Origin of the sequence: Coprococcus sp. AF38-1 (genome assembly GCF_003603945.1) — a bacterium.
In the GTDB taxonomy this organism is placed as follows: Bacteria; Bacillota; Clostridia; order Lachnospirales; family Lachnospiraceae; genus Coprococcus; species Coprococcus aceti.
Genome location: NZ_QVGO01000002.1, coordinates 60,997 through 87,410 on the forward strand (window position 1 = coordinate 60,997; position 26,414 = coordinate 87,410).

General features: G+C 44.9%; 21 protein-coding genes. 2 read left to right on the forward strand and 19 right to left on the reverse strand.

Annotation, left to right across the window (positions count from 1 at the left end):
• Positions 1-53: 53 nt before the first annotated feature.
• From sstT to DW025_RS02965, 13 genes are all read right to left on the reverse strand, one after another.
• Positions 54-1,304 (reverse strand): serine/threonine transporter SstT, encoded by a 1,251-nt coding sequence (gene sstT, locus DW025_RS02905; RefSeq protein WP_004853725.1) that lies wholly within the window; start codon positions 1,302-1,304, stop codon positions 54-56.
• Positions 1,305-1,551: 247 nt separating this feature from the next.
• Entirely contained in the window at positions 1,552-2,667 is a 1,116-nt protein-coding gene (locus DW025_RS02910; RefSeq protein ID WP_119998634.1) for a 5-methyltetrahydropteroyltriglutamate--homocysteine S-methyltransferase, read from the reverse strand.
• A gap of 131 nt (positions 2,668-2,798) precedes the next feature.
• Positions 2,799-4,643: an ABC transporter ATP-binding protein gene (locus DW025_RS02915; protein WP_119998636.1), complete on the reverse strand. Its 1,845-nt coding sequence runs from the start codon at positions 4,641-4,643 to the stop codon at positions 2,799-2,801.
• Between the two features lie 3 nt (positions 4,644-4,646).
• Positions 4,647-6,839 carry an ABC transporter ATP-binding protein gene (locus DW025_RS02920; RefSeq protein WP_119998638.1) on the reverse strand — a complete coding sequence of 731 codons (2,193 nt, stop codon included), beginning with the start codon at positions 6,837-6,839 and terminating at the stop codon, positions 4,647-4,649.
• Between the two features lie 451 nt (positions 6,840-7,290).
• Entirely contained in the window at positions 7,291-7,497 is a 207-nt protein-coding gene (locus tag DW025_RS02925; protein ID WP_117551278.1) for a FeoA domain-containing protein, read from the reverse strand.
• 290 nt (positions 7,498-7,787) lie between these two features.
• Positions 7,788-8,852 (reverse strand): branched-chain amino acid aminotransferase, encoded by a 1,065-nt coding sequence (locus DW025_RS02930; protein ID WP_270227997.1) that lies wholly within the window; start codon positions 8,850-8,852, stop codon positions 7,788-7,790.
• Between the two features lie 232 nt (positions 8,853-9,084).
• Positions 9,085-9,639, reverse strand: a complete 555-nt coding sequence (locus DW025_RS02935; protein WP_015533453.1) for a flavin reductase family protein — start codon at positions 9,637-9,639, stop codon at positions 9,085-9,087.
• Between the two features lie 136 nt (positions 9,640-9,775).
• Positions 9,776-10,915, reverse strand: coding sequence for an SLC13 family permease (locus DW025_RS02940; RefSeq protein WP_119998640.1), 1,140 nt, complete (start codon positions 10,913-10,915; stop codon positions 9,776-9,778).
• Positions 10,912-11,457 (reverse strand): domain HDIG, encoded by a 546-nt coding sequence (locus DW025_RS02945; protein ID WP_022216309.1) that lies wholly within the window; start codon positions 11,455-11,457, stop codon positions 10,912-10,914. The genes DW025_RS02940 and DW025_RS02945 overlap by 4 nt, the downstream gene beginning before the upstream one ends.
• Positions 11,458-11,487: 30 nt before the next feature.
• Positions 11,488-12,909, reverse strand: coding sequence for a glycerate kinase family protein (locus DW025_RS02950; RefSeq protein ID WP_165854736.1), 1,422 nt, complete (start codon positions 12,907-12,909; stop codon positions 11,488-11,490).
• A gap of 178 nt (positions 12,910-13,087) precedes the next feature.
• On the reverse strand, positions 13,088-14,989 hold the full coding sequence (locus tag DW025_RS02955; RefSeq protein WP_165854737.1) for a fibronectin type III domain-containing protein: 1,902 nt from the start codon (positions 14,987-14,989) through the stop codon (positions 13,088-13,090).
• Positions 14,990-15,219: 230 nt separating this feature from the next.
• Positions 15,220-16,710: a helix-turn-helix domain-containing protein gene (locus DW025_RS02960; RefSeq protein ID WP_119998646.1), complete on the reverse strand. Its 1,491-nt coding sequence runs from the start codon at positions 16,708-16,710 to the stop codon at positions 15,220-15,222.
• Positions 16,711-16,876: 166 nt separating this feature from the next.
• Positions 16,877-18,256 (reverse strand): MATE family efflux transporter, encoded by a 1,380-nt coding sequence (locus DW025_RS02965; RefSeq protein ID WP_243104876.1) that lies wholly within the window; start codon positions 18,254-18,256, stop codon positions 16,877-16,879.
• 476 nt (positions 18,257-18,732) lie between these two features.
• Here DW025_RS02965 and DW025_RS02970 point away from each other — a divergent pair, with 476 nt between their 5' ends.
• On the forward strand, positions 18,733-19,587 hold the full coding sequence (locus DW025_RS02970; RefSeq protein WP_117551266.1) for an ROK family protein: 855 nt from the start codon (positions 18,733-18,735) through the stop codon (positions 19,585-19,587).
• A gap of 63 nt (positions 19,588-19,650) precedes the next feature.
• Here DW025_RS02970 and DW025_RS02975 read toward each other — a convergent pair whose 3' ends face one another.
• The 4 genes from DW025_RS02975 to DW025_RS02990 form a co-directional block, all read right to left on the reverse strand.
• Positions 19,651-20,631 (reverse strand): glycosyltransferase family 2 protein, encoded by a 981-nt coding sequence (locus DW025_RS02975; protein WP_117551264.1) that lies wholly within the window; start codon positions 20,629-20,631, stop codon positions 19,651-19,653.
• 10 nt (positions 20,632-20,641) lie between these two features.
• Complete coding sequence (locus DW025_RS02980) at positions 20,642-21,790, reverse strand: glycosyltransferase family 2 protein (RefSeq protein WP_015533459.1); 1,149 nt, start codon at positions 21,788-21,790, stop codon at positions 20,642-20,644.
• A 117-nt stretch (positions 21,791-21,907) separates the two neighbouring features.
• Positions 21,908-22,744 carry an undecaprenyl-diphosphate phosphatase gene (locus DW025_RS02985; RefSeq protein WP_015533460.1) on the reverse strand — a complete coding sequence of 279 codons (837 nt, stop codon included), beginning with the start codon at positions 22,742-22,744 and terminating at the stop codon, positions 21,908-21,910.
• A gap of 156 nt (positions 22,745-22,900) precedes the next feature.
• Positions 22,901-23,413, reverse strand: coding sequence for a DNA-deoxyinosine glycosylase (locus DW025_RS02990; RefSeq protein ID WP_192934988.1), 513 nt, complete (start codon positions 23,411-23,413; stop codon positions 22,901-22,903).
• A 239-nt stretch (positions 23,414-23,652) separates the two neighbouring features.
• Between DW025_RS02990 and DW025_RS02995 the strand changes: the two genes are divergently transcribed.
• A complete protein-coding gene (locus tag DW025_RS02995) occupies positions 23,653-24,975 on the forward strand; it encodes a sodium-dependent transporter (protein ID WP_119998648.1) in 1,323 nt (440 codons plus the stop codon).
• A gap of 121 nt (positions 24,976-25,096) precedes the next feature.
• Here the strand turns inward: DW025_RS02995 and DW025_RS03000 are convergent, their stop codons facing one another.
• Positions 25,097-25,390 carry a hypothetical protein gene (locus DW025_RS03000; RefSeq protein WP_187115877.1) on the reverse strand — a complete coding sequence of 98 codons (294 nt, stop codon included), beginning with the start codon at positions 25,388-25,390 and terminating at the stop codon, positions 25,097-25,099.
• Positions 25,353-26,411, reverse strand: a complete 1,059-nt coding sequence (locus tag DW025_RS03005) for a lysylphosphatidylglycerol synthase transmembrane domain-containing protein (RefSeq protein ID WP_117551256.1) — start codon at positions 26,409-26,411, stop codon at positions 25,353-25,355. The genes DW025_RS03000 and DW025_RS03005 overlap by 38 nt, the downstream gene beginning before the upstream one ends.
• Positions 26,412-26,414: the final 3 nt, after the last annotated feature.

Genomic DNA, 26,414 nt, shown 5'->3' on the forward strand with positions numbered 1-26,414 from the left:
ACCGGGTATGTTTCTTCCTGAACATGCCCGATTATTTTTTATATGGGAATATCCTACTCATCTGGATTCACGATGGCGCCTATCTTAAACTCTCTGCCATCCTTTTGCCACTGTCTGTACTCCGCTGTAGCGGCAAAGAGTACATCTCCCGATGAGTTGATTGCCGTCTCAAGTGAATCCTGGACCACTCCGATGATCATTCCGACAGCAACAGCCTGCATGGATATATCCTGTGGGATTCCAAACAGCGAGCACGCCATAGGAATGAGCAACAGCGAACCTCCCGCAACACCTGAGGCACCGCACGCGCCAAGGGTTGCCATAAGACTGAGCATGAGTGCTGTCGGAACGTCAACCGACACTCCCATGGTATTTGCAACGGAAAGCGCCATTATAGTTATAGTGATGGCGGCACCATCCATATTGATGGTCGCGCCAAGCGGTATGGATACCGAATACACATCCGGGTCAAGTCCAAGTCTTTTGCAAAGTGACATGTTCACTGGGATATTTGCCGCAGAACTTCTGGTGAAGAACGCCGTCACACCTGACTCTCTGAGGCATCTCCACGCAAGTGGATATGCATTTCTCCTTAAGACGATAGTCGCAAGGAGCGGATCTACGATCAATGCAACCGTAAGCATGGCGCCCACAAGCACAAGCAGCAATCTGCCATATTCCTTGAATATCGACAATCCACTCTCCGATACTGTCGTGAACACAAGTCCCATGATTCCAAATGGTGCACACCCGATGATCCACCTCACGACGGTTGATACCGCATCCGATATGGATACAAGTGCAGATTTTATAGACTTGCTTGTCCGTCGCATGGCAAGTCCAAACAAAAGTGCCCATGCAAGTATGCAGAGATAATTTGCGTTGAGTATCGCATTTACGGGATTATCGGTGATGTTGAGCAAAAGATTCTGGAGGACCTCCATGATTCCCGATGGGACGACATCCGCCTGATATGATTCAAGGTCCAGTGTCATGGTTACAGGGAAAATAAAACTTGCGCTCACCGCCACCACCGCTGCGCATAGCGTGCTGAGCATATACATGATCGTCACCATACGGAACTGCTGGCCATTTCCCTTTCCTGCATTTGCAATTGAGCTGATGACAAGGGCAAACACCAGTATCGGCGCAATTGCCTTGAGCGCCCTGACGAACATGGTTCCGATCAGGCCTATTCCCGTTGCCCCCGGCACCAGAAGTCCCAGCACCGCACCGATCACTATTCCAACCAATATCTTCGCGATCAGCGACACCCTATTCCACATCTCTACAATCTTTTTCATGAATCTAACTCCTAACTATATCTATATTTCTGCTTTTTAACATACATTTTCTTTAGCATTCTTCTTTCTCAGAAGAAGTATCCTCACGACCAAAAGCACTGGGAATATAACTCCCGCAAGGATTCCGCGTTTCTTAATAGTATCATATATCGATCAGGCTTGTATATAACAGATTTCATAACACAAAAAAGCGGCGAACAGATTCTTGCTTCTGTTCGCCGCCACTTCACTTCTATAATACTCTATTTTATGACCATACTTCCTCTGCTATCTCCTTAACGAGCTTGAGCTTTGCCCACTGCTCTTCCTCTGTCAGCTTGTTTCCGATCTCACAAGATGCAAATCCACACTGAGGGCTCAGGCATAATCTGTCAAGTGGTACATACTTTGCAGCCTCATGGATCCTTGCAATGACCTTCTCCTTATCCTCAAGAACCGGAGATTTTGTTGTGATGAGTCCGAGCACGACCTTCTTGTTCTCTGAAACCTTTGCAAGAGGTGCAAATCCGCCTGATCTCTCATCGTCATACTCAAGGAACAGCGCATCTACATTTTCATTTGCAAATACATAATCTGCAACTGTGTCATAAGGACCGCTTGTGAAGAATGTTGAGTGGTAATTTCCTCTGCAGATATGTGAAGTGATGACCATATCCTCCGGCTTTCCTTCCAAAGCAAGGTTGTTCACTGCAAGCAGCTCCTTCTTGACATCCTCAAGTGATATTCCAAGCGACCTATATCTCTGCTTTGCTGCATCCCCCACTATGGCGCCCCATGTACAATCGTCAAGCTGAAGATTTCGACAGCCTGCATCGTAAAACTGCTTAATAACATCCTGATAAGCCTTTCCAATGTCCTGGATAAGCTCCTCATTTGTAGGATAGAACTTCCTTGTGTTTGCAATATTGTCAGGTACTATCATCTGCTGAAATGTCTGTGCAGGAGCCGGTATCGTATACTTTGCAACAGTATTCTCATCCTCGAACTGCTTTAAGAACTTGAAATATTCAACAAATGGATGAGCCTTTGCCTTTATCTTACCTACAAGATACGTATCATCAAGAACCGCAAGCTCTGCATCGAATTTCACACCATTTCCAGTGTTCTCATGGGCAACTCCATCAAATCCCCACATAAAGTCAAGATGCCAGAATGTTCTTCTGAACTCGCCATCTGTGATCGCATGGAATCCAAGTTCCTTCTGCTTTTCAACGACCTTGGTAATCTCCTCATTAACAACTTTGTCGAACTCCTCCTTGGTGATCTTTCCGTCCCTGTATGCTGCCTTCGCATCCTTGAGTGCCTGTGGTCTCAGAAAGCTTCCTACAAAATCGTATCTGAAAGGTGTCTGTAATTTGCTCATATGTCTTTATCCTCCGTAGTGTTTTCTCGTTTTCTTAACTTGAGGATATTCTAACAGGGGAGGGATTCTATGGAAAATACTATTATTTTGAGGCTTGCCATAGCTTTAAGCTATGGGTATCTATAAATCCTTTAACTCCACTGCGAGTTATACAGATCCGCATAGAATCCATTCTGAGCCATGAGCTCATCATGGTTACCCTGCTCTATGATGTCACCGTCCTTCATAACAAGGATGATGTCTGCATTCTTGATGGTTGACAGTCTGTGGGCTATGACAAAGCTTGTCCTACCCTTCATCAGATTGTCCATGGCTCTCTGAATCCTGTGTTCTGTTCTCGTATCGACTGACGATGTAGCCTCATCGAGGATCAGGACCGGATTGTCAGCAAGAATTGCCCTTGCGATAGTTAAGAGCTGTTTCTGTCCCTGGGAGATATTTGTTATCTCCTCGTTGAGCTCCATGTTGTATCCACCCGGAAGTGCCGAGATAAATCTATGTGCATGAGCTGCCTTTGCCGCTGCAATTACTTCCTCATCCGTGGCATCCAGTCTTCCGTATCTTATATTCTCCATGATAGTGCCCTTGAACAGCCATGTGTCCTGAAGCACCATGCCAAATACATCCCTGAGCTCACGTCTGTTGAAGTCCTTAATATTGTGTCCGTCCAGAAGTATAGCACCGCCATTCACATCGTAGAATCTCATGAGCAGCTTGACCATGGTAGTCTTGCCCGCTCCGGTAGGTCCGACTATAGCTACCTGCTGTCCCGGTTTTACATGGGCTGAGAAATCCTTGATAATGATCTGATCCGAATTGTAGCCAAACTTTACATGTTCAAATGTAACTTCACCCTTGATTCCCTCTGTGGATACGGGATTCTCTACTATCTGCTCCTCTTCTTTCTCTTCAAGAAGTTCAAATACTCGCTCAGCGGCTGCCGCCATCTGCTGCATCATATTTGTGACCTGGGCAACCTGCTGAACAGGCTGTGTGAGGTTCTTCACGTACTGTATAAATGCCTGGATATCACCTATCTGGATAGTTCCTCTGATCGCAAGAGCCGCACCTGATATGGCAACTGCCACATAGCCCAGATTGCCGACAAACATCATAATAGGCTGCATCAGTCCTGAGAAGAACTGTGACTTCCATGCTGACTTGTACAGAGTCTCATTTGTCTCATGGAACTCTCTTCTAACGTCGTTCTCCTTATTGAACGCTTTTATGACATTGTGTCCGCCATACACCTCTTCAACCTGACCGTTTATGTGTCCCACGTATTCCTGCTGCTGCTTGAAGAATCTCTGGGATTTCTTGATGACAAACATCATGAGCATGATACTTATCGGAAGTATCAGCACTGATATAAGTGTCATAAGCGGGCTGATCGTGAGCATCATCACGATTACACCGATGACCGTACTAACCGATGTGATGAGCTGTGTGATACTCTGGTTCAGACCATTTCCCATGGTGTCTATATCATTTGTGATCCTTGAAAGTACCTCACCATAGGTTCTGCTCTCAAAGTAGCTCATCGGCATCCTGTTGATCTTCTCGGACACCTCACGTCTCATCCTGTAACACACCTTCTGGGTGATACCGGTCATGATGAAGCCCTGAACAAAGCTAAATGTCACACTTAGCACATACAAACCGAGACAGAACAGCAATATCTTACCGATATACGTGAAATCAATTCCGCCGTTGCCTGTTATCTTGTTCATGATCCCCTCGGACAGGGCTGTTGTCGCCTTGCCGAGTACCTTCGGACATACTACGTTGAATACCGTACTTCCAATTGCAAATATAGCAACGACAACAACCGCTGCCTTGTACTTGCCTATGTATCTAAATAACTTTCCTATCGTTCCCTTGAAGTCCTTGGCTTTCTCGCCGCCCATCATAGGACCGTGGCCTCTTCTAGGGCCTCTGAAACTTCTCTGATTATTTGTCTGATTCTGTTCTGCCATGTCCTACACCTGCCTTTCTGAGTCAGTTCCAAGACTGGCTGCTATCTCCGATGGGGAAAGCTGCGACTCGGCTATCTGCCTGTACTCCTCACAGGTCTGCATAAGTTCCTTGTGTGTTCCCTTGCCGACTATCGTACCCTCGTCAAGCACAAGTATCTGATCTGCTGAGAGTATGGTGCTTACACGCTGTGCAACGATAAATACCGTGCTGTCATTTACATGCTCGCCAAGTGCCTTTCTGACTGCCACATCCGTCTTGAAATCAAGCGCCGAAAAGCTGTCGTCAAATATCAGGATCTTAGGCTTTCTCGCTATGGCTCTGGCTATTGCAAGACGCTGCTTCTGACCACCTGACACATTTCCGCCGCCCTGGGCAACCGCACTGTCGTAACCATGTTCCTTCTCCTCTATGAAGTCGGATGCCTGGGCAATCTCAGCCGCAAGCTTGACATCTTCATCAGATGCATCCGGCGCACCGAATCTTATATTGGACGCAATCGTTCCTGAGAACAGGATTCCCTTCTGTGGGACAAAACCGATATTCTGTCTCACACTCTCCATGGTGAGGTCTCTTATATCCTGTCCGTCTATTGTTATCGAGCCCTCCGTAACATCGTAGAATCTCGGTAGGAGCTGAACCAGTGTACTCTTACCACAACCGGTACTTCCTATGATCGCCGTGGTCTGTCCTGGCTTCGCCTCAAATGAGATATTCTCCAGCACGTTCTCATCTGCGCCCGGATAAGCAAATGCAACATTATCATACTTTACAACGCCCCTTGGTGCTTCAAGCTTATTTGCCCCGGCTGCATCCTGAACCGTCACATCCGTATCTATGATCTCCTGTATTCTGTCTGCTGCCACGCTGGCACGAGGGAGCATGACTGACATCATGCTGAGCATAAGGAATGACATAATGATAAGCATTGTGTATGTAATAAATGCAGTCATTGATCCTACCTGAAGGACACCCGCATCAATCTTGTGGGCTGCCACCCACTCTATGAGTATGCTTATGGCATACATGATGAACATGAGTATAGGCATTGCAAATGTCATGACTCTGTTGACGAACAATGTGTTCTTCGTCAGATCTTTATTTGCCTCATCGAATCTCTCTTCCTCGCGTTCCTCTCTGCCAAATGCCCTGATAACCGGGATACCTGTAAGTATCTCTCTTGACACAAGGTTTACTCTGTCCACCAGTGTCTGCATAACTTTAAACTTTGGCATGGCAATGACCATAAGCGTTCCCATGAGGATCACAACTGCTGCTATGCCGATGAATATTACCCAGCCCATTCCGGCTCCGTTCTCAACAACCTTGACGATTCCTCCAATAGAAAGTATCGGTGCATATAGAACCATTCTGAGCATCATAACTGTAACCATCTGTATCTGCTGGACATCATTTGTAGATCTCGTTATAAGAGATGCAGTTGAGAACTTGTTAATCTCAGCATCAGAAAATGCGATAACCTTGTTGAACACCTTCTCTCTGAGTCCGCAGGCAACGCTTGCCGCAACCCTTGACGCCACAAGTCCTATGAGAACCGCAGCTGCTGCCATGAGAAGTGACATTCCAAGCATCTTCACCGCTGCCCACTTCAGATATGACATCTGTCCTGCCTTATAATCGTAGCCAAAGCTGTCGTAGCATATTCTTGTACATGCTATGGCTGTGGATTCCATATAATCCTCACCCATGCTGTCGAGCATGCCATCAACCGTAGGCTTCATCTGTTCACCGATCTGCGCCCACATCTCCTCCGGCATCTCGTCAAGGGTGATTCCCATCTTGTCTAGCCCTGTCTTGATCTCGTTGTCCTCGTCAGAGTTCACCATCTGATATGGATAGTAATACATCATAAGCCCCTTCATACAGGCACTATCCACTTCGTCTATGTGTTCCTCGCCGTCTTCTGTCAGGTAATAATAACCATCCGAACCATCTTTATAATATTTCTCCCATACGGCTTTCTCATCGTCATCCATAAATCCGCCTATCACTTTGTAGGCTTTCTCCGGGATCTGTTGCGGACTGCAGTTCTCTATACCGTAGTTCTGTATACCGGTATCTATGAGCTTTGAGGTGTAGTCCGGAAGTGACAGATCACAGTATGCCTGCAGAACGAGAAGCAGGGCTATGATAATGACCGACTTCCAATACGGCTTCAGATTTCTGAATATCTGCATGTCATTTCCTCCTTGAACAATTATTAATCAGATGAATGTATCCCCCTCTAGTCTTTCTATGTGCACAACATAACATCACCTGTACCGGATCGCTCCCGCTCATTTCGGCCTACAGCGGTACTAAGGTGCCACTTACATGCCACCTAAGGACCGGTGGCCTCAAATGTCCTGTACAGGTGATGTTATGTTGTACACGTTAATATACATTATGCAGGGATACATTCATCTGATATCTACGCTTTCTTCTGACGGAGAAAATGCCATGCTTTAGCTGACGTTGTTTTCCCCTTTACATTTCCAAGCGTATTCTTACTTTATTTGAATATCTTTGAAAGTTTATCATTGCATATATTCTCAGTCAATTAAATATCTATAAAGATTTAATAATTTTTATGACAAAAAAACGGCAGCCGCTGTTCTCCAGCAACTACCGTTTCTTCTGACTTTCAATCTAAGCCAGCTTTATCCGCTCCGCCGCGTCCCTTGTTATCGCTAGTCTTTTTCCCTTTACCTTGATTATCACATTACCAAAGTAAGACGATACAACCTGCACCTGATCTCCGGTCTCAAGCTGGCATGCGCCGAACAGTGATCTGTCCGCACAGTTCCAGGCTACCTCTCCTGAGAAACCGTTTACTGCATCTGATAATGACATCATAGTAACCACCCCTTCAAAATAATTGTTTTATGAATTCTATTATGTTTCAATGCACTATCCGATATGCAATTTGTCTTTCGTTTCCTCTATTGTCTACACAATTATAACTCTTCAGGGTCGGTGCAAGTCAATTCTAATTGTTAGTATATGGGGCTAATCTTTCTTACACCGAACTAACCTGGATACACAAAAACCCCACCGACATCCGACTTACCATCAGACATCAGTGGGGTTATAATGTTCTCAATATTTATTATCTTACACCGAATTACTCGATCATTACTCGATCATTACTCGATTACCTTAAGCCATCCCTCTGGACCTTCGATTCTGCCCATCTGGATTCCTGTAAGAGTATCATACAGCTTCTGGATAACTGGTCCCATCTTCTCCATACCGCTTGGGAAGCAGATCTCCTTGCCGTGGTCGTTGATCTTGCCTACAGGTGAGATAACTGCCGCTGTACCGCACAGACCGCACTCTGCAAAATCCTTAACCTCATCGAAGTATACTTCTCTCTCCTCAGCCTCAAGTCCAAGGATATCCTTTGCAACTACCATCAGTGAACGTCTTGTGATCGATGGGAGGATACTGTTTGACTTAGGTGTAACTACCTTGCCGTCCTTTGTAACGAAGATGAAGTTTGCTCCACCTGTCTCCTCAACCTTTGTTCTTGTAGCTGCATCGAGGTACATGTTCTCATCGAATCCCTCTTTGTGTGCTGTAACTATTGCATGAAGGCTCATTGCATAGTTAAGACCAGCCTTGATGTGTCCTGTTCCGTGAGGTGCTGCTCTATCGAAATCTGAAACCTTGATTGTGATAGGCTTTGCACCGCCCTTGAAGTAAGGACCAACTGGTGTACAAAGGATTCTGAACTGATATTCATCTGCCGGCTTAACACCTATAACAGGGTTTGAGCCGAACATATATGGTCTGATATATAATGTAGCACCTGAACCATAAGGTGGTACATAATCAATGTTTGCCTTTACTGTATCTACTATTGCCTGTACAAATCTATCCTCTGGGAAAGGTGGCATCTCAAGTCTTCTTGCTGAGTCTGCCATTCTGCTTGCGTTGAGGTCAGGACGGAAACATACAACACGTCCATCCTCTGTTCTATAAGCCTTCATTCCCTCGAAAACTGTCTGAGCGTACTGAAGAACACCTGCGCACTCGTTTAATACTACGTTAGGATCCTCTGTGAGTGTACCCTCATCCCATGCTCCATCCTTATAATTTGCTACAAATCTCTTATCCGTCTGAACATAGCCAAATCCAAGGTTTGCCCAATCGATATTCTTCTTATCCATATCTACATCTTCCTTTCTTCTTGAACACCAGCCATGCAAAATTTGCCTTCGGCAAATGGCTGGTGCTACATGTCAAGTTTTCATAGAAAACTTAACACATACTACTTTAGCTTGTGCTTTTTTGTATGTGTCTGTTATATCACATTATTTCGCCTTTTTCCATATGTATATTGAACATTTGCTTGAAAAATTAAGGTTTTTCTTCCAAAAACGGCTAATTTTTTCATGTTACAATGTACAATTTGATGATTTTCCCAAGTTACAAACTTGTCTACTTCAACTTATTACCCTCTGAGAAAGCATCGCCAACCCTGTCGCCGAGTGCAAAATATCCATGTCCGATGGTGTCAAACACGATCGGATGGAACTCTTCATATGTGATCTCGCCGTCATCGCCCAGGATACGGTCGTCTGCAACAACATTTACAATCTCGCCGAGGAACTTGTCCCCGTCTATGATCTCCTTGAGCTTGCACTCCATTGTCAGTGAAAGCTCGTTGATGACTGGAGCATTTACAAACTCGCTCTTTCTGGTTGTAAAACCAGCCTTCTTCATCTTGTCTGGCTCGTCATTTGCCGACACGATTCCCACATAGTCACAGGCTGCCACATGCTCTGCATCAGCAATGGCAACTGTGAACGCTTTGTTCAGCTTTATATTCTCGGTAGTCTTATGACTTCCAAGGTCAAATATGATCTCATTTGCTCCGACTATTCCGCCCCATGCCGCATTCATGACATTTGCATTGCCATCGGCATCGTATGTTCCGATCATCATGACCGGTTGTGGCACCAGCATAGGTTTTGCACCAAGATTCTTACTCATATTATCTGCCTCCTTAATTTGAAGAAACTTACCTTTCTATTTTATGACTACTGCCATCTAAGGGCAATATTTTTTTGGCTAAAATAGTCTTACACAATGTACGACAGCAGTGAATATTGTTCATCGTAAGGCACGTTTATTTTATTATATTCCAAATGCATATTAGTACCGCCAGGAACAGCACATTTGCAAATGTGAAGTATGCCAGATATCTTCCTCTGGCGCCCTTGTCCTGTCTCGCCACGTATTTGAATGAGATCAGACTTGCCATGGATGCAATCAAAGTTCCAAGTCCTCCGAGATTGGTACCGACTATCAGATCTGTGTATTTATCTGTAAATCCCGACAATAACACCGCCGCTGGCACATTACTTATGACCTGACTTGCAAGTACTGATGTGATCATCTCATGCCCGCCAAGAACACTCTCCACAAATGTCCTAAATCCTTCTATTCTTCCCATGTTTCCGATAAACACGAAGAATCCCACAAATGTGAATATCAGCGAATAGTCTACCTTCAGCAGCAATCTTTTCTGGCATATAAGGACTACCACAAGCACTACCGCAAATGTCACCCAGTATGGGACGATCCGCGCCACGGTGAGCAGCGACAGCACAAATAGTATGCTATATATACCCACCAGCTTCCTGTTCACCTGTATATCACTGCCTGAAAGTCTGATCTCAAGCTGCCTGTTTTTTCCTTTCATACATACTATGATCCATATCACAAGAAGCGCTGCCGATGCCACTGTATATGGCAGCATGAGCAATACAAACCTGCCTGCGCTGATCCCTGCAAGTCCGTACAGATACAGGTTCTGCGGATTGCCTATGGGTGTCAGCATACTGCCAAGGTTCGCAGCTATGGTCTGGAGGGTTATCACCGGCACCATCCATCTGGTGAGTACTTCCTCTCCTGCCATACCAAGGACCGTAAGTGTCATCGGTACAAATGTTATGAGCGACACATCATTTGTGATAAACATGCTGAAAAAGAAGCACATGAATATCAGGACAATTGTCACCGCCCGGAGCGACCCCATACGATTTATCATACTTTTCGCTATGATGCCAAACATCCCCTGCTGTGAAAATCCCGCGACCACTGTCATAAGACAGAAAAGTATCGCAAGTGTCCTAAAATCTATGTAGTCCACATACACACTGTCCGGAGGCACGATAAATGCCGATATCACCGCCAGCAGAAGTGCCACGGTGAGCACTGTCTCTTTGCGGACAAATTCTCCGATTTTCTTTATACCCCCGATCATGGTCTGAATGTCCTGAGTGCCTCTATAGTCTTGGTGATCAATTCATCAAGTGACCAACCAAGCATATCTGCACCTCTTTCGATGACCTCCCTGGAGCATCCCGCAGCAAATCCCTTGCTCTTGTATTTCTTCTTAACTGACTTGAGTTCCAGATCTTGAACACTCTTTGATGGTCTCATGAGTGTAACCGCTCCGATAAGTCCTGTAAGCTCGTCCACAGCATAGAGAACCTTCTCCATCTCATGTTCTGGTTTTATGTCAACCGTGATACCATAGCCATGGCTTGCCGTCGCATGTATGATTCTCTCATCGACACCGTGCTCTCTCATGATCTCCTGGGACTTGATGCAGTGCTGCTCAGGATACTGTTCAAAGTCCAGATCGTGAAGCAGTCCGACTATTCCCCAGAACTCTTCCTCATCGCCATAACCAAGCTCCCTTGCAAAATACCTCATGGTTCCCTCTACGATCTGTGCATGCTCCAGATGGAACTCATCCTTGTTGTACTCTGTGAGTAATTCCCACGCTTCTTCTCTTGTCATCTTTTTATCCTCCTCGTAAAAATACCATATCTATCTAAGCCGTGCAGGTCTGCACACACGTGCCGACATCTGTTCCTTAAGTTCTGTGATCTTTGCGGCACACGTCGTCAGATTCGCCGCAGCATTTTCAGGCTTCATCGCCGTTCTCACCTGCTCCGAATCACTATCATCTATACCAAGCACATTGTTCACTGCGTAACACTCATTGAACAATCCTTCTTTGACGCAGTTCTCCGCACCATCCCCAAGACATCCTCCTATAGCGATCACATATTTACCATGTTCCTTTGCAAGCCTTGCAACTCCCGCCGGTGTCTTTCCCATCATGGTCTGGGCATCTATCCTGCCCTCACCGGTTATGACAGTATCTGCCCACTCTACATCCGCCTCAAGCCCTATCTCTGACAGAACTATATCTATTCCCGGCATAAGTTTTCCACCTAGGAACATGAGAAACGCATATCCAAGTCCGCCCGCAGCGCCGGCGCCTGGTGTATACCTGTCGAATTTTCCTGTTTCATTTTCACCTACAGTCTCTGTATCTACGTCAGTTTTTTCATATCCACAGTCAATAAGCTGTGCCGATTTGCTCAAACCTTCTACCGATTCTTCTACAATATCAGCATAATGCTTCATGTATTCTTCCATGAGCTCAACAGTCTCCGCATCTGCCCCCTTCTGTGGTGCAAATACCCGGCTGCAACCAAGCTCACCCACAAGGGGATTTGTCACATCACAGGCAATACTGAATGTGCAGTGCAATAATCTGGATGCAAAGTCATCATCATCATCTACACATGACTCATCAACAGCACCTGCACCAGATATCGCAGCAGTGCCTACAATTGGCGTATCGACAGGATCTGCTACAGCCAGCTCTGATGAATTCTTACGGACAAGCATCTTCCCCGGAATAACAATCCTTTCAAGAACTCCAAGCCCCTCTGCCCCATATGGCACCTCATGACCATCCGCGTCAAGGCAGGAAAATCCAAGCGCCTGAAGCATTCCGATGCCGCCGTCATTTGTCGCACTTCCTCCGATTCCGACAATGAAACGCTCACATCCCTTTAAGATAGCGTCCCTTATCATCTCGCCAACACCATAGGTAGTAGTGTGCATCGGATCTCTCTGATCCTCAGGGACAAGAGGAAGTCCCGCAGCAACGGCCATCTCCATAACAGCAGTTCTTCCATCCGCAGCATCGTATATCGTATACTCCGCAGTGATCTTTTTCCCCAGCGGCCCTGTCACAACACAGCTCCCCCTGCTGACGTTATTCTTTCCATATATAATGGCCTCCGTCGTGCCCTCACCGCCATCCGCCACCGGACGAACCCTTATCTCTGCATCCGGCAATATGGACTTTATTCCTTTTTCTATGGCATTCCCCGCTCCAAGACTAGTCATGCTTCCCTTGAACGAGTCAACCGCCACAAGTATTTTCTTCATAATAACTCCTGTCTGTATACTGAAGCACCAGTCATCCATCTTTGTACATGGCTGAAGCTTCACATCGCCTTTGTATATTATAATACCATCTGCAATTTTTGCACACAAAAAGTGGGGCGTATACAAAACTGTTGTTATGTTCTGTATACGCCCCGTTGTTCAAAAGGATGTTATTAAGCTATTTTACTTTAACTGATTTCGCCTTGCTCCACGCAGAGTAAAATGTCACTGACTTTCCATTTATCTTTACTGTCTTGTAGGTTCTCACACGTACATAATATGTCTTTCCACTCGCAAGCTTCCTGACACTTGTTCTGATCGTCTTGTTCTTGCTTACAGTCTTTACCTTTGTGCCTCTTCTGAAATTCTTATTTGCACAATACTGTAACTGGTAACCCGTTGTCTGTGTCATCTGCTTGTTCCATCTGACTGCCATGCTGCCCTTGCCGGACGCAGTCGCAGCAATGGTGGTTCCCTTCGGATTGATGGTGAAATACATTGTCTTCGAATCCTTATATTTATTTCCGCACAATGTGACCTTGACCGAATATTTTCCTACATTTTTTCTCCCCGCACTGTAGGTGGCCTTGTAATCCTTATTCTTTGTCAGAATATTCCCAGCGGCATCTTTTACTGTAACCGCCGGTGTTCTGACCTTTCCATTATATACATACGAAGCCGCATTAAGCTTAATTGTAGACACCTTGGATATTCTGGATGTCGAAAGCTTTTTGCCGCATGACTTACACGTTGTGGTGATGACGCCAGCCTTCGACATTGTTGCTTTTGTTGTCACAGTGTTCACCTTTGTGGCGTGCTTACATACGGTCGTCTTTGCTGTGAGGACGCCAGACGCGGCATTACTATACACCACGTAAGTGTTCTGTATATATTCAAGCTCACCGGATACCTTGTAACCCTGTGACAACATATACTCATTGCTGTAATACTGGTCTCTTGTAAATGAAACATTGTCTTCTGACTTCTCCACCATATAATATGATGACACATTTCCATACTTGTCTGTCACATCGCCAAGTACACCTGCTATGTCATATTTGAAATATGCATAATCTTTGTAGTTATTATCTATTGAATTATATAAAAATACACACTTATCGCCCGTCTTCTCCTCAATGTACACATATGCAGGTGAAGAGGATCTTAAAGAATATCCGGCAACAGATTCTTGTGTATCGGTGTATCCACACCCCTCAGCGTTGAATGTACCCTCTGTAGTCTTCAGCTCATGCATATAATACTTTCCATCGTTTCCTGGTATAGGCATGAGCTCATACTCTGTATATATACGCACATTCTCTGCCTTTATCGTTCCATCTGGATTATACTCGGTACGCACCCCCTCCGTCACAGTATACAATTTCTTATCATCAGCTTTTTTGTACACCTGACAAATGTCACCTTCACCGCTCAGATCAATCTCTATGCTCTGTATCTGCTCATAGTTCATTCTGGTTGCCTGTGTCTTCTGAAGACCGGTCAAACCATTTACAGCAAAACAATCTGCAACCGTTGTGTTCATGGCCAGAACAAGGTTGCCGTCCGTCTTTCCCGCAAATGCGTGTACCTCAGCATTTCCGCTTATCTTGAAGTATGATCTTGTTCCCTCCGGCTGTAAAACTATTGCGTCAGTTGACTTCTGCTTCTCGTTGACATACAATTTACCGTCACCAACGATTTCCACAGAACCGCCATATCCATCTCCCCATGCATACAATGCACTTACATGACTCGTTCCCACGAGCTTGATCTTAAAATCATCGCCCATCATATTGGTAACGACCCTGTAATCCGGCAAATTACAATTGGTGAGTGTCAAAGTGTTCGTACTCTTGTCATACACCGCACCTTTGGCACTGGTAGTTGTTCCTGCCTGCGGAGTCCTGAAGCTGTACACATATATCGCTTCGTTATTATCCGGATTGTAGAACTCAACATATGCAAAGCTCCACTCCTCATCCTCACATGGTCCATTGTTCGCAGCCATCGCCGTGACACCGCCTACCGTCAGAATAAAAATAAACGACAGCAGAAATGTCAATCTTCTGAAATGCTTCATAGTCATTCCCCCTTCTATGATATTTTCCGTCTACAGGCAAAAGGCTTCTCTCACCTGTTGTTTTATGTCATAGATTATAGTCATCTGCTGTCGTTTTCGTAACGTTACATATGTCTCAATATGTGCTATATATTCAATTTTGCATTCATTCATCACTTTTATCTAATCCATATGTATGTTTTCAATCTGGCACACTTATACTTCCATAGCAATCAACTCTCACGCAATCATCATTCCTCATGCCATCCATAATAATACTGAATAAGGCCTACTCTGGTCTTCGTTCCAGTCTTCTCATTCATGGAAGATATATGCCTATATAGGGATGCCCTTGATATGTACAGCTCATCCGCTATATCCTGTACACTGCCATCAGATACAAGCAGCTTCTGCAACACCTCCCGCTCACGTCCAGTGAGGTGATGAGCATCTGCAAAGCATTCAAAATCAACCTCAACTCTTGCGTTAGAATTCTCCGCCGATTTCGTCACTTTTTCTTCATCATATCGTCTATATTGTTCCTTCTGTAGATTTTCAAGCACAAATACCGCAATGCTTATAAGTACGAGCAACAATATGACCACTACACTCATAACCATGATTCCGGGTGAATCTATCAGCATATATGATATTATTCCCACAATACCCGCACCAATGTTGTTGACTGCCCTTCCGGCACCAGGCCAAAGCGCTGACCAACGCATTCCATAGGATACATTTATGAATCCTGTCGTGAAATACACTACGAAGAATCCGGCTGCAAGATAGAATACAATCAGACCTATGATAAATGCCCCTCCAAACTCTATGATAAGCATGGCTATAACGGACAACACTGTAACGCAGTACATCATCTGATTCATAAAGCGCTGATCTTTTATATCAAACAAGAAGCCTGCTACAACTCCGCTTAATGCGAGAAACAACCTTGGCCATTGCCCCACATCTGCCCCGCCCTCAGCGTGGACAACGGTCACAACATTATCCAGTGCGGAAAATATAAACGTCATAAGAAGAACAACCATCACAAGCGCCACAGCCACCGATCCGCTATCAGGAGTTGTTTCGTCACATTTTTCTTTGCAATCCGTTTTGTTCCGCTCATCTACCATGTATGTGTCCACTTCCGCTTCTGCGTATTCATCTCTGGCCAGAAAAAGTATCACTGCAAGTGCCACTATGGCCAGCGAGAACATAACCATACGCAGGATCACACTGTCTATAAGATTATAATTGATATACTGCAGAAGCAGTCCAAGTGCATATGAAATTCCCACAATTACCGTAAGATGCTTTCTATCCGTATAATCGCGGCTCACATCGTGATACACGCGTCCTCCCATAACACCACACACAATAAAGAATATAATTCCATATAACAGTATCAATTTGCCGGAACACAGTATTATCGCTGCGAGCGCGGCAACCTCCACTATATTCAAAGTAATAATTATTATCTGTTTGATTTTGCTGCCGACATATCTCTCAATCAGTGCATATATGAATAGTCCCACCGCACTGGCCAGCAGTATCACGCTCTGATACAACAGAACACTTCTGGCATCCACAAACTCCGCAGCCCCGCTGTCGAAGAAGAATTCCATACCCAGAAATACAAAGCTGAACAGAGCCAGCGAGATCACACTTCTGATATGCGCCGGTTCAAAGCCTTTTTCATTATTATTTATTTTTTCAACATCCACTGATTTTTCCCCTGACATATATGGTCATCTCCTGTTTATTCTGTATTAAAGATAATATAGCGCTGAATTTTTGTCAAAATATAAAGTATGCTAATTCATAACACCTATATCCCTTGGAATATCAATGTGATTGAATCGAAGAAGGACGCCCCCAAAAAGGCGTCCTTGCTATATTAATTATTATCTATGCATTTTCCGTACCGTCATCTTCTCTCTGACACTTTCTTATATACACAGCAAATCTCACAGATGCGGTGAGTGCTATCACAATCCATGTAAATATATTCGTATACCACACTCCCCAGAATCCCATCTTTAACACATACATCAGTATCAGCGCAAATACTATCCTTCCTCCCACCTCAAGAGCACCATTCAGCATGGAGAACACCACATCCCCCATTCCATTTAATGCGCCTCTCATGGTATATATCGTTCCAAGTGCAATATACATACTTCCGGATATCACAAGTCCCTTCGCGCCAAGCCTTATGACATTCTCCTCCGTCACGAAAAATCCCACAACATTTTCCCTGAAAACTGCTACCAGACAGAACATTGCTGCGCCAAGAGCCAGCGTGATGAGCTCTGTCTGCCATACCGCTCTGCGCACCCTTTCGTACTTGCGTGCGCCACAGTTCTGTCCTGCAAATGTAGACAATGCAAGTCCCAGAGAACTAAACGGCTGGAATATGATTCCCTCAACCTTTCCTGTTGCAGTATATGCAGCCATGACCTCCGGACCATATCCATTTATAAGGGTCTGCAGTATTGAGCAGGATATTGATATCATGGAAGTCTGAACCGCCATTGGTATACCGATACTGAAATCTTCCTTCATTATATCTCTGTCAAACTTGAAATGGCCTCTCTTCAGTCTGAAATAGGGATTGGTTTTCACCGCATAACATATAGAGCCAACGCTAGACAGGATCTGACTGAGAACCGTTGCATATGCGGCACCGGCAACGCCCATATCCATGTATATGACAAACACTATATCAAGCACAACATTTATGGCAGAAGCAATCATGAGAAATATAAGTGGGGTCTTTGAATCCCCAAGTGCCCTTAGCACAGCAGAAATTCCGTTATAAATAGCCACCGCTATCGTAAATCCACAGGTGATACTCATGTATGTATATGCGTAGTCAAATGTCTCTGCAGGGGTCTTCATGAGCCTTATAATAGGCCCCGCAAAGCAATATCCCAGTATACTCATGAGTGCACCAACCGCCAATATGACAAACAATGCATTTGCTATGGCTTTTTTTACCTGCTCTTCTTTCTTCGCTCCAAAATATCTTGATATGACAACACCTATTCCAGATGCCATTCCATTGCACAAAGAAAAAAACAGGAAACTGATCATTCCAACTGATCCCACACCGCCAAGCGCATTTGCCCCTAGATGACGACCAACCACTATCGAATCAACCAGGCTGTATACCTGCTGAAATAGATTGCCTATAAGTAGCGGAACTGAGAACTTCATGATCAGTTTCATACTGCTTCCCTCTGTCATATCCATAACATATTCTTTTTTGTTCAATACCTTTTCCACTATGTTTGCTCCTTGTATATATTTAGATTATCCATGATATACAAACTCATGAATCACCTTGCAGATTTTCATAGCAGCACCATCCGTATTGTAATCCCTGTGTATTAACCCATATGCCTCATCATAACATAAGTTATGCTAAGGTCAAGAAGCTAAATGGCTAATCTTCTATATACTCAACATAATCTCTTTCATCAGCGAAAAGCTGGTACTCTCCGTCCACATATCCCATATACCCTTCCGAAACAAAATATCCTTTTATCATAGTGCCACCTCCTGAACTCTTTTACTACCAAATATACCTTAATATGGCTCTATCTTATCTTGTCAAGTGTCCAAAAAAGCGTACACCAAGTCTCTTTTATATTCCACAAGTACCGACGCAAATCCGGGCTTGAAGATAAGTGACACGGCATATATAATGTATATAATTTTGAAAAATTTCTGCCATATAAACATGGCACCAAGGAGGAAATATGTACTACGGCGCACTTGAAGCCGGTGGCACCAAGATGGTTTGTGCCATAGGCGATGCAGACAAGAATATAATAGACAGAATATCCATACCGACGGGCACACCTGACCAGTCCGTGCCTGCCATGATAGATTACTTTAAGAAATATGACATATCCGCTCTCGGAATCGGTACATTTGGCCCGGCCGACGTCAATCCTAATTCCCCTACCTACGGCTCCATCATGAGGAGTCCCAAGAAAGCTTGGGAGGGATTCAGCCTTTACAAAGCATTTACGGATGCGCTTAGCTGCCTGGTTGTGGTGGACACAGACGTAAACGCAGCAGCCTGGGGTGAATACCTGTACGGAGCACTGAAAGGACTCAACTCGGGAATGTACCTCACTGTTGGAACCGGCATCGGCGGCGGTATAATATCCGATGGCAGACTCATTCACGGCATGGAACACCCGGAGACAGGCCACATCCTCATCCCTAGACGAACCGGCGATGATATACCATGTACCTGCCGATTCCACCAGAGCTGTGTAGAGGGTCTTGCATCCGGCCCTATGCTTGAGCGCAGAACCGGAATGAAAGGCAAAGACATCCCAGCCGACTCACCGGTATGGGATCTTGAAGCATTTTATATAGCTGAGGCACTGGTCAACTACACCATGTGCTACTCAGTTGAGAGGATCGTCCTTGGCGGCGGAGTCATGGACAACAAATTCCTGTTCCCTATGATCCGCAATTACTACACTGAACTGCTGTCGGGTTACATCGACATGCCACAGGTCAAGGACACCGACACATACATTGTTCCCGCAGGGCTCGAGGGAAATCAGGGCATCATAGGTGCTATGAACCTGTTCTGATACACACATTTGTCCACAAAAAAACAGTTTCACCAATCGACTGGTGAAACTGTTTTTTCTTTTCTATGCTGTTGCCTTCTCGTACTCCTCAAAGGTCTTATCCATGATAACCTTGTACTTGCCATACTCGGTCTTGTTGTAGAAGCACTCCTCTGAAAGACTCTTGATACCAAACTCCTCGAACCACTCTTCCTTAAGCTTGTTGAACAGAACCTCCTTCTTTGGTCCTGTGATGGTCTCCAGATGCCACAGACTGAAATGCAGTGCATAGTTGATGTAATCCTGCTCATACTCCCAGAAATTGCCGTGGGCTTCAAGCGCCGCCTTGAGTGCCACAAGAGCCTCGTGGAAGCACTGCCATGACTTCTCTCTGGTGTTGGACAATGACTTTGGATTGTTTCTTCTCTGGTGTGCAAGCACCTCGTCCACTATCTCTATATTTGTTGCAAATGCTATCGCTGAAAATACGAACAGCATATCATTCGAAGTTCTGAGCTGCTGGAATCGGAAATGGTTCTCCTCAACATATTCCCTGCTGAAGAGCTTATCCCAAGCCCATCCCACAAATACCTTGAATATATTGCCCGTGAAATTACGGAAATACATTGGTCTGTACGGTGGAAGCTCCTTCTCGTGAAGTGTCCATCTGACCTGAACAAATTCCTGAAGATCCTCTCTGTACTGATCTGATCTGAACACAACTACCTGAGCTCCGGTCTCGTGAGCCTTGCTCCATGCCTTTTCCAGCATGTCCGGCTCAAAGAAATCATCGGAATCCAGAAATGAAAGATACTCTCCGGTCGCGATCTCAAGGCCTTTGTTTCTCGCTGCCCCGGCTCCGGCATTTGCCTGCTGTATAACCTTTACACGCTGATCCTTCGCCTCATATTCCTTCAATATCGCCAGAGAATCATCTGTGGAGCCATCATCCACGCAAATGATCTCTATATCCTTAAGTGTCTGACCCACTATGCTGTCCATGCACTGGCGCAGATAATCAGACACATTGTAAACAGGAAGAATAACTGATACCTTTGTACCCATAGCTTTACCTCTATTTGTTTCGACTAAATAAACTCTTGATCTTTCTAGGTATGAACATAATGACCGCACCGATCCTGAATGTAGGTGTCTTCTTCACTCTGTCCAGATCTGCACGGGTCTGATGAACCAGACCACGGAGTCTCTTGACTTCTCTCTCAAGCTTGCGCTCACGGTCTGTACATGCGATTCTTGTATAATAGTAATCGTCAGGGGACTTGATGATAAACTGGATGTTCGCCCACTCAAGCTTTGTAAATATAGTCTGATCAATCTCCTGCATCTCCATTGCTCTCTTGAACTCGGAGCTGTATCTTCTTATATAATCCTTCTTGAATTCAGGTCCGATTCTCCTGATCGTCTCGTTGTAATTGTGGTATTTCTTGAGCCAGTATACGCCTCTGAAACGCTCCCAGATCTCAGGATCCTTTACAAGTATATCTCTGATGTGATCATACTCAACATTGACACAGTATACCTTCTCTCTGCTGTGAACAGATGAATTCGGGTTATCTCTGCGGTTCATATAATATGGCTTGTTCACTATCATAGCTCTCTTGGCATATATAAATGTCTGGAACCAGAAACCATTGTCCTGGAATGATGCTCCCGGAGTCTCGTTGTGTCTGATATGATACTCCTCTATGAAGCTTCTCTTGTAGATTCCACTCCATGTGTTCATAATGAAACGGATCGCACTTGGTGTCTCGCTTGGATTGAACACAACATTATAATCCTCTGCATTCGGTGACAAGTGGTTGTACACCAAAGTCATGTTGCCATTGTCATCGTTGCGCTTAAATCTATAGAAATCTGCCTTTACAAGGTCAAGGTCGTTCTCAACCGCCTTGTTGTACAGTTCCTCATACATATTAAGTGGCACAAAATCATCAGGCTCAACTATACCAATATACTCACCTGTAGCCTTATCAAGACCGATATTCATGCCTATTCCATAACCGCCATTTTCCTTGTCAACAATAATGATACGGTCGTCTTTCTCCGCATATCCCTTTAATATTTCAAGTGAACTGTCTGTAGATCCGTCATTGATACATATGATCTCGATATCCTTCAATGTCTGATTTACAACACTATCCATACACTCCACCAGATACATCTCTACGTTATATGTTGGAATGATGATTGAAACCTTTGCCATCTTTCTTCTCCCATAAAATTTTATCACAATGTTAATATGTGCTATAATGCACAATTCATGGGCATTATAGCACATACTATATATATTATGCAATTTTTGATTTTATTTATTTATAAGCTATGCAAATAAGGCAAAATATGCAAGAACTATAACTCCGAGCACGATCCTGTACCAGCCAAATATCTTGAAGTCATGCTTCTTGATGTAGCTCATCAGGAACTTGATGACAACAATGGATACAAGGTATGCAACGACACAACCTATGATAAGTATGGCAAATTCTGCGCTTGTAAATGACAGGCCAAATTTGATCATCTTCAATGCACTGAGTCCGAACATGACAGGAACCGCAAGGAAGAATGTGAACTCTGCGGCTGCCACTCTGGACACGCCGATCAGCAAAGCGCCTATGATGGTGGCACCTGAACGGGATGTACCCGGTATGATGGAGAGCACCTGAAACATGCCTATAAGAAACGCTGTCTTGTATGTTATGTCGTTCAGCGTCTCAACCTTCGGTGTTCTGGTCTTGTTCCAGTTCTCAATCACAATAAATGCTATTCCATAGAAAATAAGGGCAATCGCTATGACAACCGCTGTGTGCAAATGCGCCTCTATGTAATTATCAAACAGTATCGTAACTATCGCTCCAGGTATACATGCAACAACTGTCTTGAACCACATACTCCAGGTATCTTTCTTCATGACAGGCTGTGTCTTGTCTTTGAGCTGGAAAGGCCACATCTTATTCCAGAATATGGTCACGACAGCAAGTATCGCTCCAAGCTGTATCACCACGAAAAACATTTCCTTGAAATCAGTGCTCGCATTCAGTGAGATAAATTCATCCACAAGAAGCATATGTCCTGTGCTACTGATCGGGAGCCACTCTGTGACACCCTCCACGATACCAAGGAATACTACCTTAAGTATCTCGATAAAACTTAATGCCATCTCTTCTCTCTCCTTTTAATTCGTTATATTATTGTGTGAACACCATGGATGTCTGTCCGGCATCCTAGTGCGGTCTCTATGATAACATATTCTCACTCGTTGTACATCATTCTACAGAAAGCTTTAGAAAATGTTATGTATGAGTTTATCTTCTGTCTATAATTTGCATATATCCGGTATCTCAGCGCCCCAGATGTCAACCAACTTATCCACCGAAAACGCAGCATTTGCCGGGCTTGTGGACGGAAGTACAACAGGTTCTATGCCAAGTATCTTCTGCTGATATTTTGCATAATACTTTCCTGAGGTCTTGCCGTTGCATATCACTTTTGTAACCTTGGAAGCTTCCACTATCTTCGACAGATCCGTGGGCGTAACATTCTTTATACTGCTGTCGCTTGAACCTATGATGTCACAACTGTAGATTGCATCCCACAGGGCTATGTGGTGTGCATGCAGCATGGCTTTCTTCTCATCTATGGTCACCGGAAGTTTCTCGCCAAGCACTCTGCTGATGACCTTCCAGAATCTGTTCTGCGGATGTCCGTAGAAGAACATCTGCTCCCTGGACTTCACCGATGGCAGGCTTCCCAGTATGAGTATCCTTGATTTCTCGTCGTATAGTGGGGGAAATGGATGTACTATATGTTCATATCTGTCCTCTGTCAATCTTCTCACCTCTCAGATAATATTCAAATAACTTTTTCCATTTTTCTGGTACATTGTACGCCACCTGCCGGTTATTTTTCAATTAAATTCTTGCTTTTGCAGCTATGTTTTAAGTCATGTCCACATTATTTAATTTACTTCCAAATGATATTCATGTATATTAATTAAGTTAACGTAATTTACGGACTATGAGGGAGGTCCGCCAATGCGGTAACGAACACATTTGGGAGGAATTATACATGAAAAAGAGAGAATCTTTTAACAACAAATGGGGCTTCATCCTGGCCTGCATCGGCTCTGCCGTGGGTATGGGCAACATCTGGATGTTCCCTACAAGAGTCTCCATGTACGGCGGCGGATCCTATCTCATACCATATTTTATATTTGTGGTACTCATCGGATTCACCGGAGTTATCGGAGAGATGAGCTTCGGACGAGCTACAAGATCCGGTCCAATCGATGCATTTGGAATCGCCATGGAGAAAAAGGGCAAGCGAAAGCTCGGTGAACTGCTGGGCGGCATACCTGTGCTCGGCGCACTGGCAATGGCCATCGGATACACGGTCGTCATGGGCTGGATACTGAAATACATGATCGGAGCTTTCACCGGAAGCATACTGTCACCGGAGGATATAGACGGCTTTGCTTCAAACTTCGGCGGAATGGCATCTTCATTTGGCAACAATGCATGGCAGATCATTGCACTTGCCATCGGAATCACCATCCTTATGTTCGGCGTGGGCAACGGTATTGAGAAGGCCAACAAGATCCTGATGCCGGCGTTCTTCGTATTGTTCATCATCCTGGCCATATATGCGGCATGCCAGCCGGGAGCCATAGAGGGATACAAATACATCTTCCGCATAGAGCCAAAGGTACTTGCAGATCCAAAGACATGGATATTTGCGCTGGGACAGGCATTCTTCTCACTCTCAGTTGCGGGAAACGGAACTCTGATATACGGCTCATATCTGCCAGACGATGAGGATATACCGGGGGCTGCCGGACGTGTTGCACTTTTCGATACGATTGCTGCCATGCTTGCCGCACTGGTAATCATACCTGCCATGGCAACTGCCGGAGCACAGCTCAACCAGGGCGGCCCGGGATTGCTGTTCATCTATCTGCCATGCCTGTTCAAGTCCATGCCTGGCGGTTATATTGTTGCCATACTCTTCTTTGTGGCTGTGTTCATGGCGGGACTGTCATCACTAATCAACCTGTACGAAGCACCAATCGCAACGGTGCAGGAGAAGCTTGGAGTTGGCAGAAAACCTGCATGTGCCATCATCGGTGTCATAGCAGTTGTGGTATCCATCTGTATACAGGGTATCGTATCTGACTGGATGGATGTACTGTCCATCTACATCTGCCCACTTGGCGCAGGACTTGCCGGAATCATGTTCTTCTGGGTATGTGGCAAGAAATATGTTGAGACACAGGTCAACACCGGAAGGGAAAAGAAGTTCACAGAGAAGTTCGTGCCTATATGCAAATACATCTACTGTCCTGTATGTCTCCTTGTATTGATACTTGGTATCCTTCTCGGAGGCATCGGCTAGACAGACATTTCAATATAATTAATAAAAAGCAGTCTGACGGATCATCACCATGTATAACACTGGCGATGTCCGCAGACTGCTTTTTCTTACTTTTTGTTCTTCAGCACCCAGATATGTTCGTTTATTCATCATCTGAAAGTCCAAATCCCTCTTCCAGGAACCTGTTCCACTCAGCATTATTGCTCTCAAGTTTTTTCTTCTGCATAATCCTGTTCCTATCTGTGAGGATGGACAACATCTCATCCACGATCTCCTCAAGCGGCAGTTCCTGGTAATGCGACAGATAGCCCATCATCCTGCCCGCCGTAAAATCCGTATTCAGATTCTTTGTTATGAGATCACAGAACTCCTCGGGATATCCCCGGTCAAGCATCATCTCATAGAGCTCCATGCTCATCTCTGATCTTGGTTTCATCAGTCTTTCTCCCAATCACAAAATTTGCCACGATCGTAAATACCGCACTGATTATCAACTCCGTGTAATATCCCAGACCTCTGCTGAGTATCATACCCGGCAGCAACAATTTGCTTCCAAATATCGGCAAAAACATCTCCATGAACAGCTTCTCACTGATTCCCATACCACCTGGAAGTGGAAGCATATCGACCGCAACAGCTATAGCTCCCTGCATCAGTATGATAAGTCCTGCAGATGCCCCCGCAAGTCCGAATGCCTTGTACACAAACCATGTCGCTGCAAACAGTGAAAATCTCTGGACAAGTGTTATGAGAAATACTATTACCAGCATCCCGAAATGTCCCATCATATAATCCGCAGTCTGGTTGTATTTCTCCATCGATGCTGCAAGCTTTTCCTCACGGGACTTCTTGTGTCTCAGGAATCTCATCTTCTCAAGAAGTCTGCTGCCCTTCACAACAAATGCCTTGGCAAGTGACGGATGGAATGCGAACAGCACCATACCTGCCACACACACCACGTTCAGCATAAGTCCCAGATAGAACACCCACTGCACATCATCTATATAAGTATGTATAAACTTCTGTCCAAATATAGCGATTCCAAGTCCAAGTAGCACCAGTACCAGCTTGTACGTGATCGTCACTATGAGCAGTACCTGTGTGGACACCGGGATCGGTATCTTCTTTTTCTTCATATAATATATCTGCGCCGGCTGTCCGCCTGATGCAGATGGTGTAATACAGCTAAAGAAGAATCCAACTGATGAGAAAAGAAAGCATGTGCCCCTGCGTATCCTGACACCGAGCTTGCTCATCATATAATGGATGATTACAGATTCTCCCCATATAAATACAACAACACATACCACTCCCGGTATAAGCCACCACGGATTCACCGTCTTCATTATATCCGCGATCTGCCCTAAATCCTTGCCGTGGAACACTCCGTATATGGTACCGGCAAATATCAGGACAAGGAACAATACGTTGAATATCATCTTTTTCTTGTTTTCCATATC

Bases quoted from the DNA above. Each gene is read 5' to 3' on its own strand.
- DW025_RS02960 (WP_119998646.1), bottom strand. From the start codon at position 16,710: ATGTCAGGGGAAAAATCAGTGGATGTTGAAAAAATAAATAATAATGAA.
- DW025_RS02985 (WP_015533460.1), bottom strand. From the start codon at position 22,744: ATGGCATTAAGTTTTATCGAGATACTTAAGGTAGTATTCCTTGGTATC.
- DW025_RS02975 (WP_117551264.1), bottom strand. From the start codon at position 20,631: ATGGGTACAAAGGTATCAGTTATTCTTCCTGTTTACAATGTGTCTGAT.
- DW025_RS02955 (WP_165854737.1), bottom strand. From the start codon at position 14,989: ATGAAGCATTTCAGAAGATTGACATTTCTGCTGTCGTTTATTTTTATT.
- DW025_RS02980 (WP_015533459.1), bottom strand. From the start codon at position 21,790: ATGGCAAAGGTTTCAATCATCATTCCAACATATAACGTAGAGATGTAT.
- DW025_RS02995 (WP_119998648.1), top strand. From the start codon at position 23,653: ATGAAAAAGAGAGAATCTTTTAACAACAAATGGGGCTTCATCCTGGCC.
- DW025_RS03005 (WP_117551256.1), bottom strand. From the start codon at position 26,411: ATGGAAAACAAGAAAAAGATGATATTCAACGTATTGTTCCTTGTCCTG.
- DW025_RS02935 (WP_015533453.1), bottom strand. From the start codon at position 9,639: ATGAGTAAGAATCTTGGTGCAAAACCTATGCTGGTGCCACAACCGGTC.
- DW025_RS02940 (WP_119998640.1), bottom strand. From the start codon at position 10,915: ATGATCGGGGGTATAAAGAAAATCGGAGAATTTGTCCGCAAAGAGACA.
- DW025_RS02910 (WP_119998634.1), bottom strand. From the start codon at position 2,667: ATGAGCAAATTACAGACACCTTTCAGATACGATTTTGTAGGAAGCTTT.
- DW025_RS02950 (WP_165854736.1), bottom strand. From the start codon at position 12,909: ATGAAGAAAATACTTGTGGCGGTTGACTCGTTCAAGGGAAGCATGACT.
- DW025_RS02970 (WP_117551266.1), top strand. From the start codon at position 18,733: ATGTACTACGGCGCACTTGAAGCCGGTGGCACCAAGATGGTTTGTGCC.
- DW025_RS02915 (WP_119998636.1), bottom strand. From the start codon at position 4,643: ATGGCAGAACAGAATCAGACAAATAATCAGAGAAGTTTCAGAGGCCCT.
- DW025_RS02945 (WP_022216309.1), bottom strand. From the start codon at position 11,457: ATGACAAGAGAAGAAGCGTGGGAATTACTCACAGAGTACAACAAGGAT.
- DW025_RS02925 (WP_117551278.1), bottom strand. From the start codon at position 7,497: ATGATGTCATTATCAGATGCAGTAAACGGTTTCTCAGGAGAGGTAGCC.
- sstT (WP_004853725.1), bottom strand. From the start codon at position 1,304: ATGAAAAAGATTGTAGAGATGTGGAATAGGGTGTCGCTGATCGCGAAG.
- DW025_RS03000 (WP_187115877.1), bottom strand. From the start codon at position 25,390: ATGAAACCAAGATCAGAGATGAGCATGGAGCTCTATGAGATGATGCTT.
- DW025_RS02920 (WP_119998638.1), bottom strand. From the start codon at position 6,839: ATGCAGATATTCAGAAATCTGAAGCCGTATTGGAAGTCGGTCATTATC.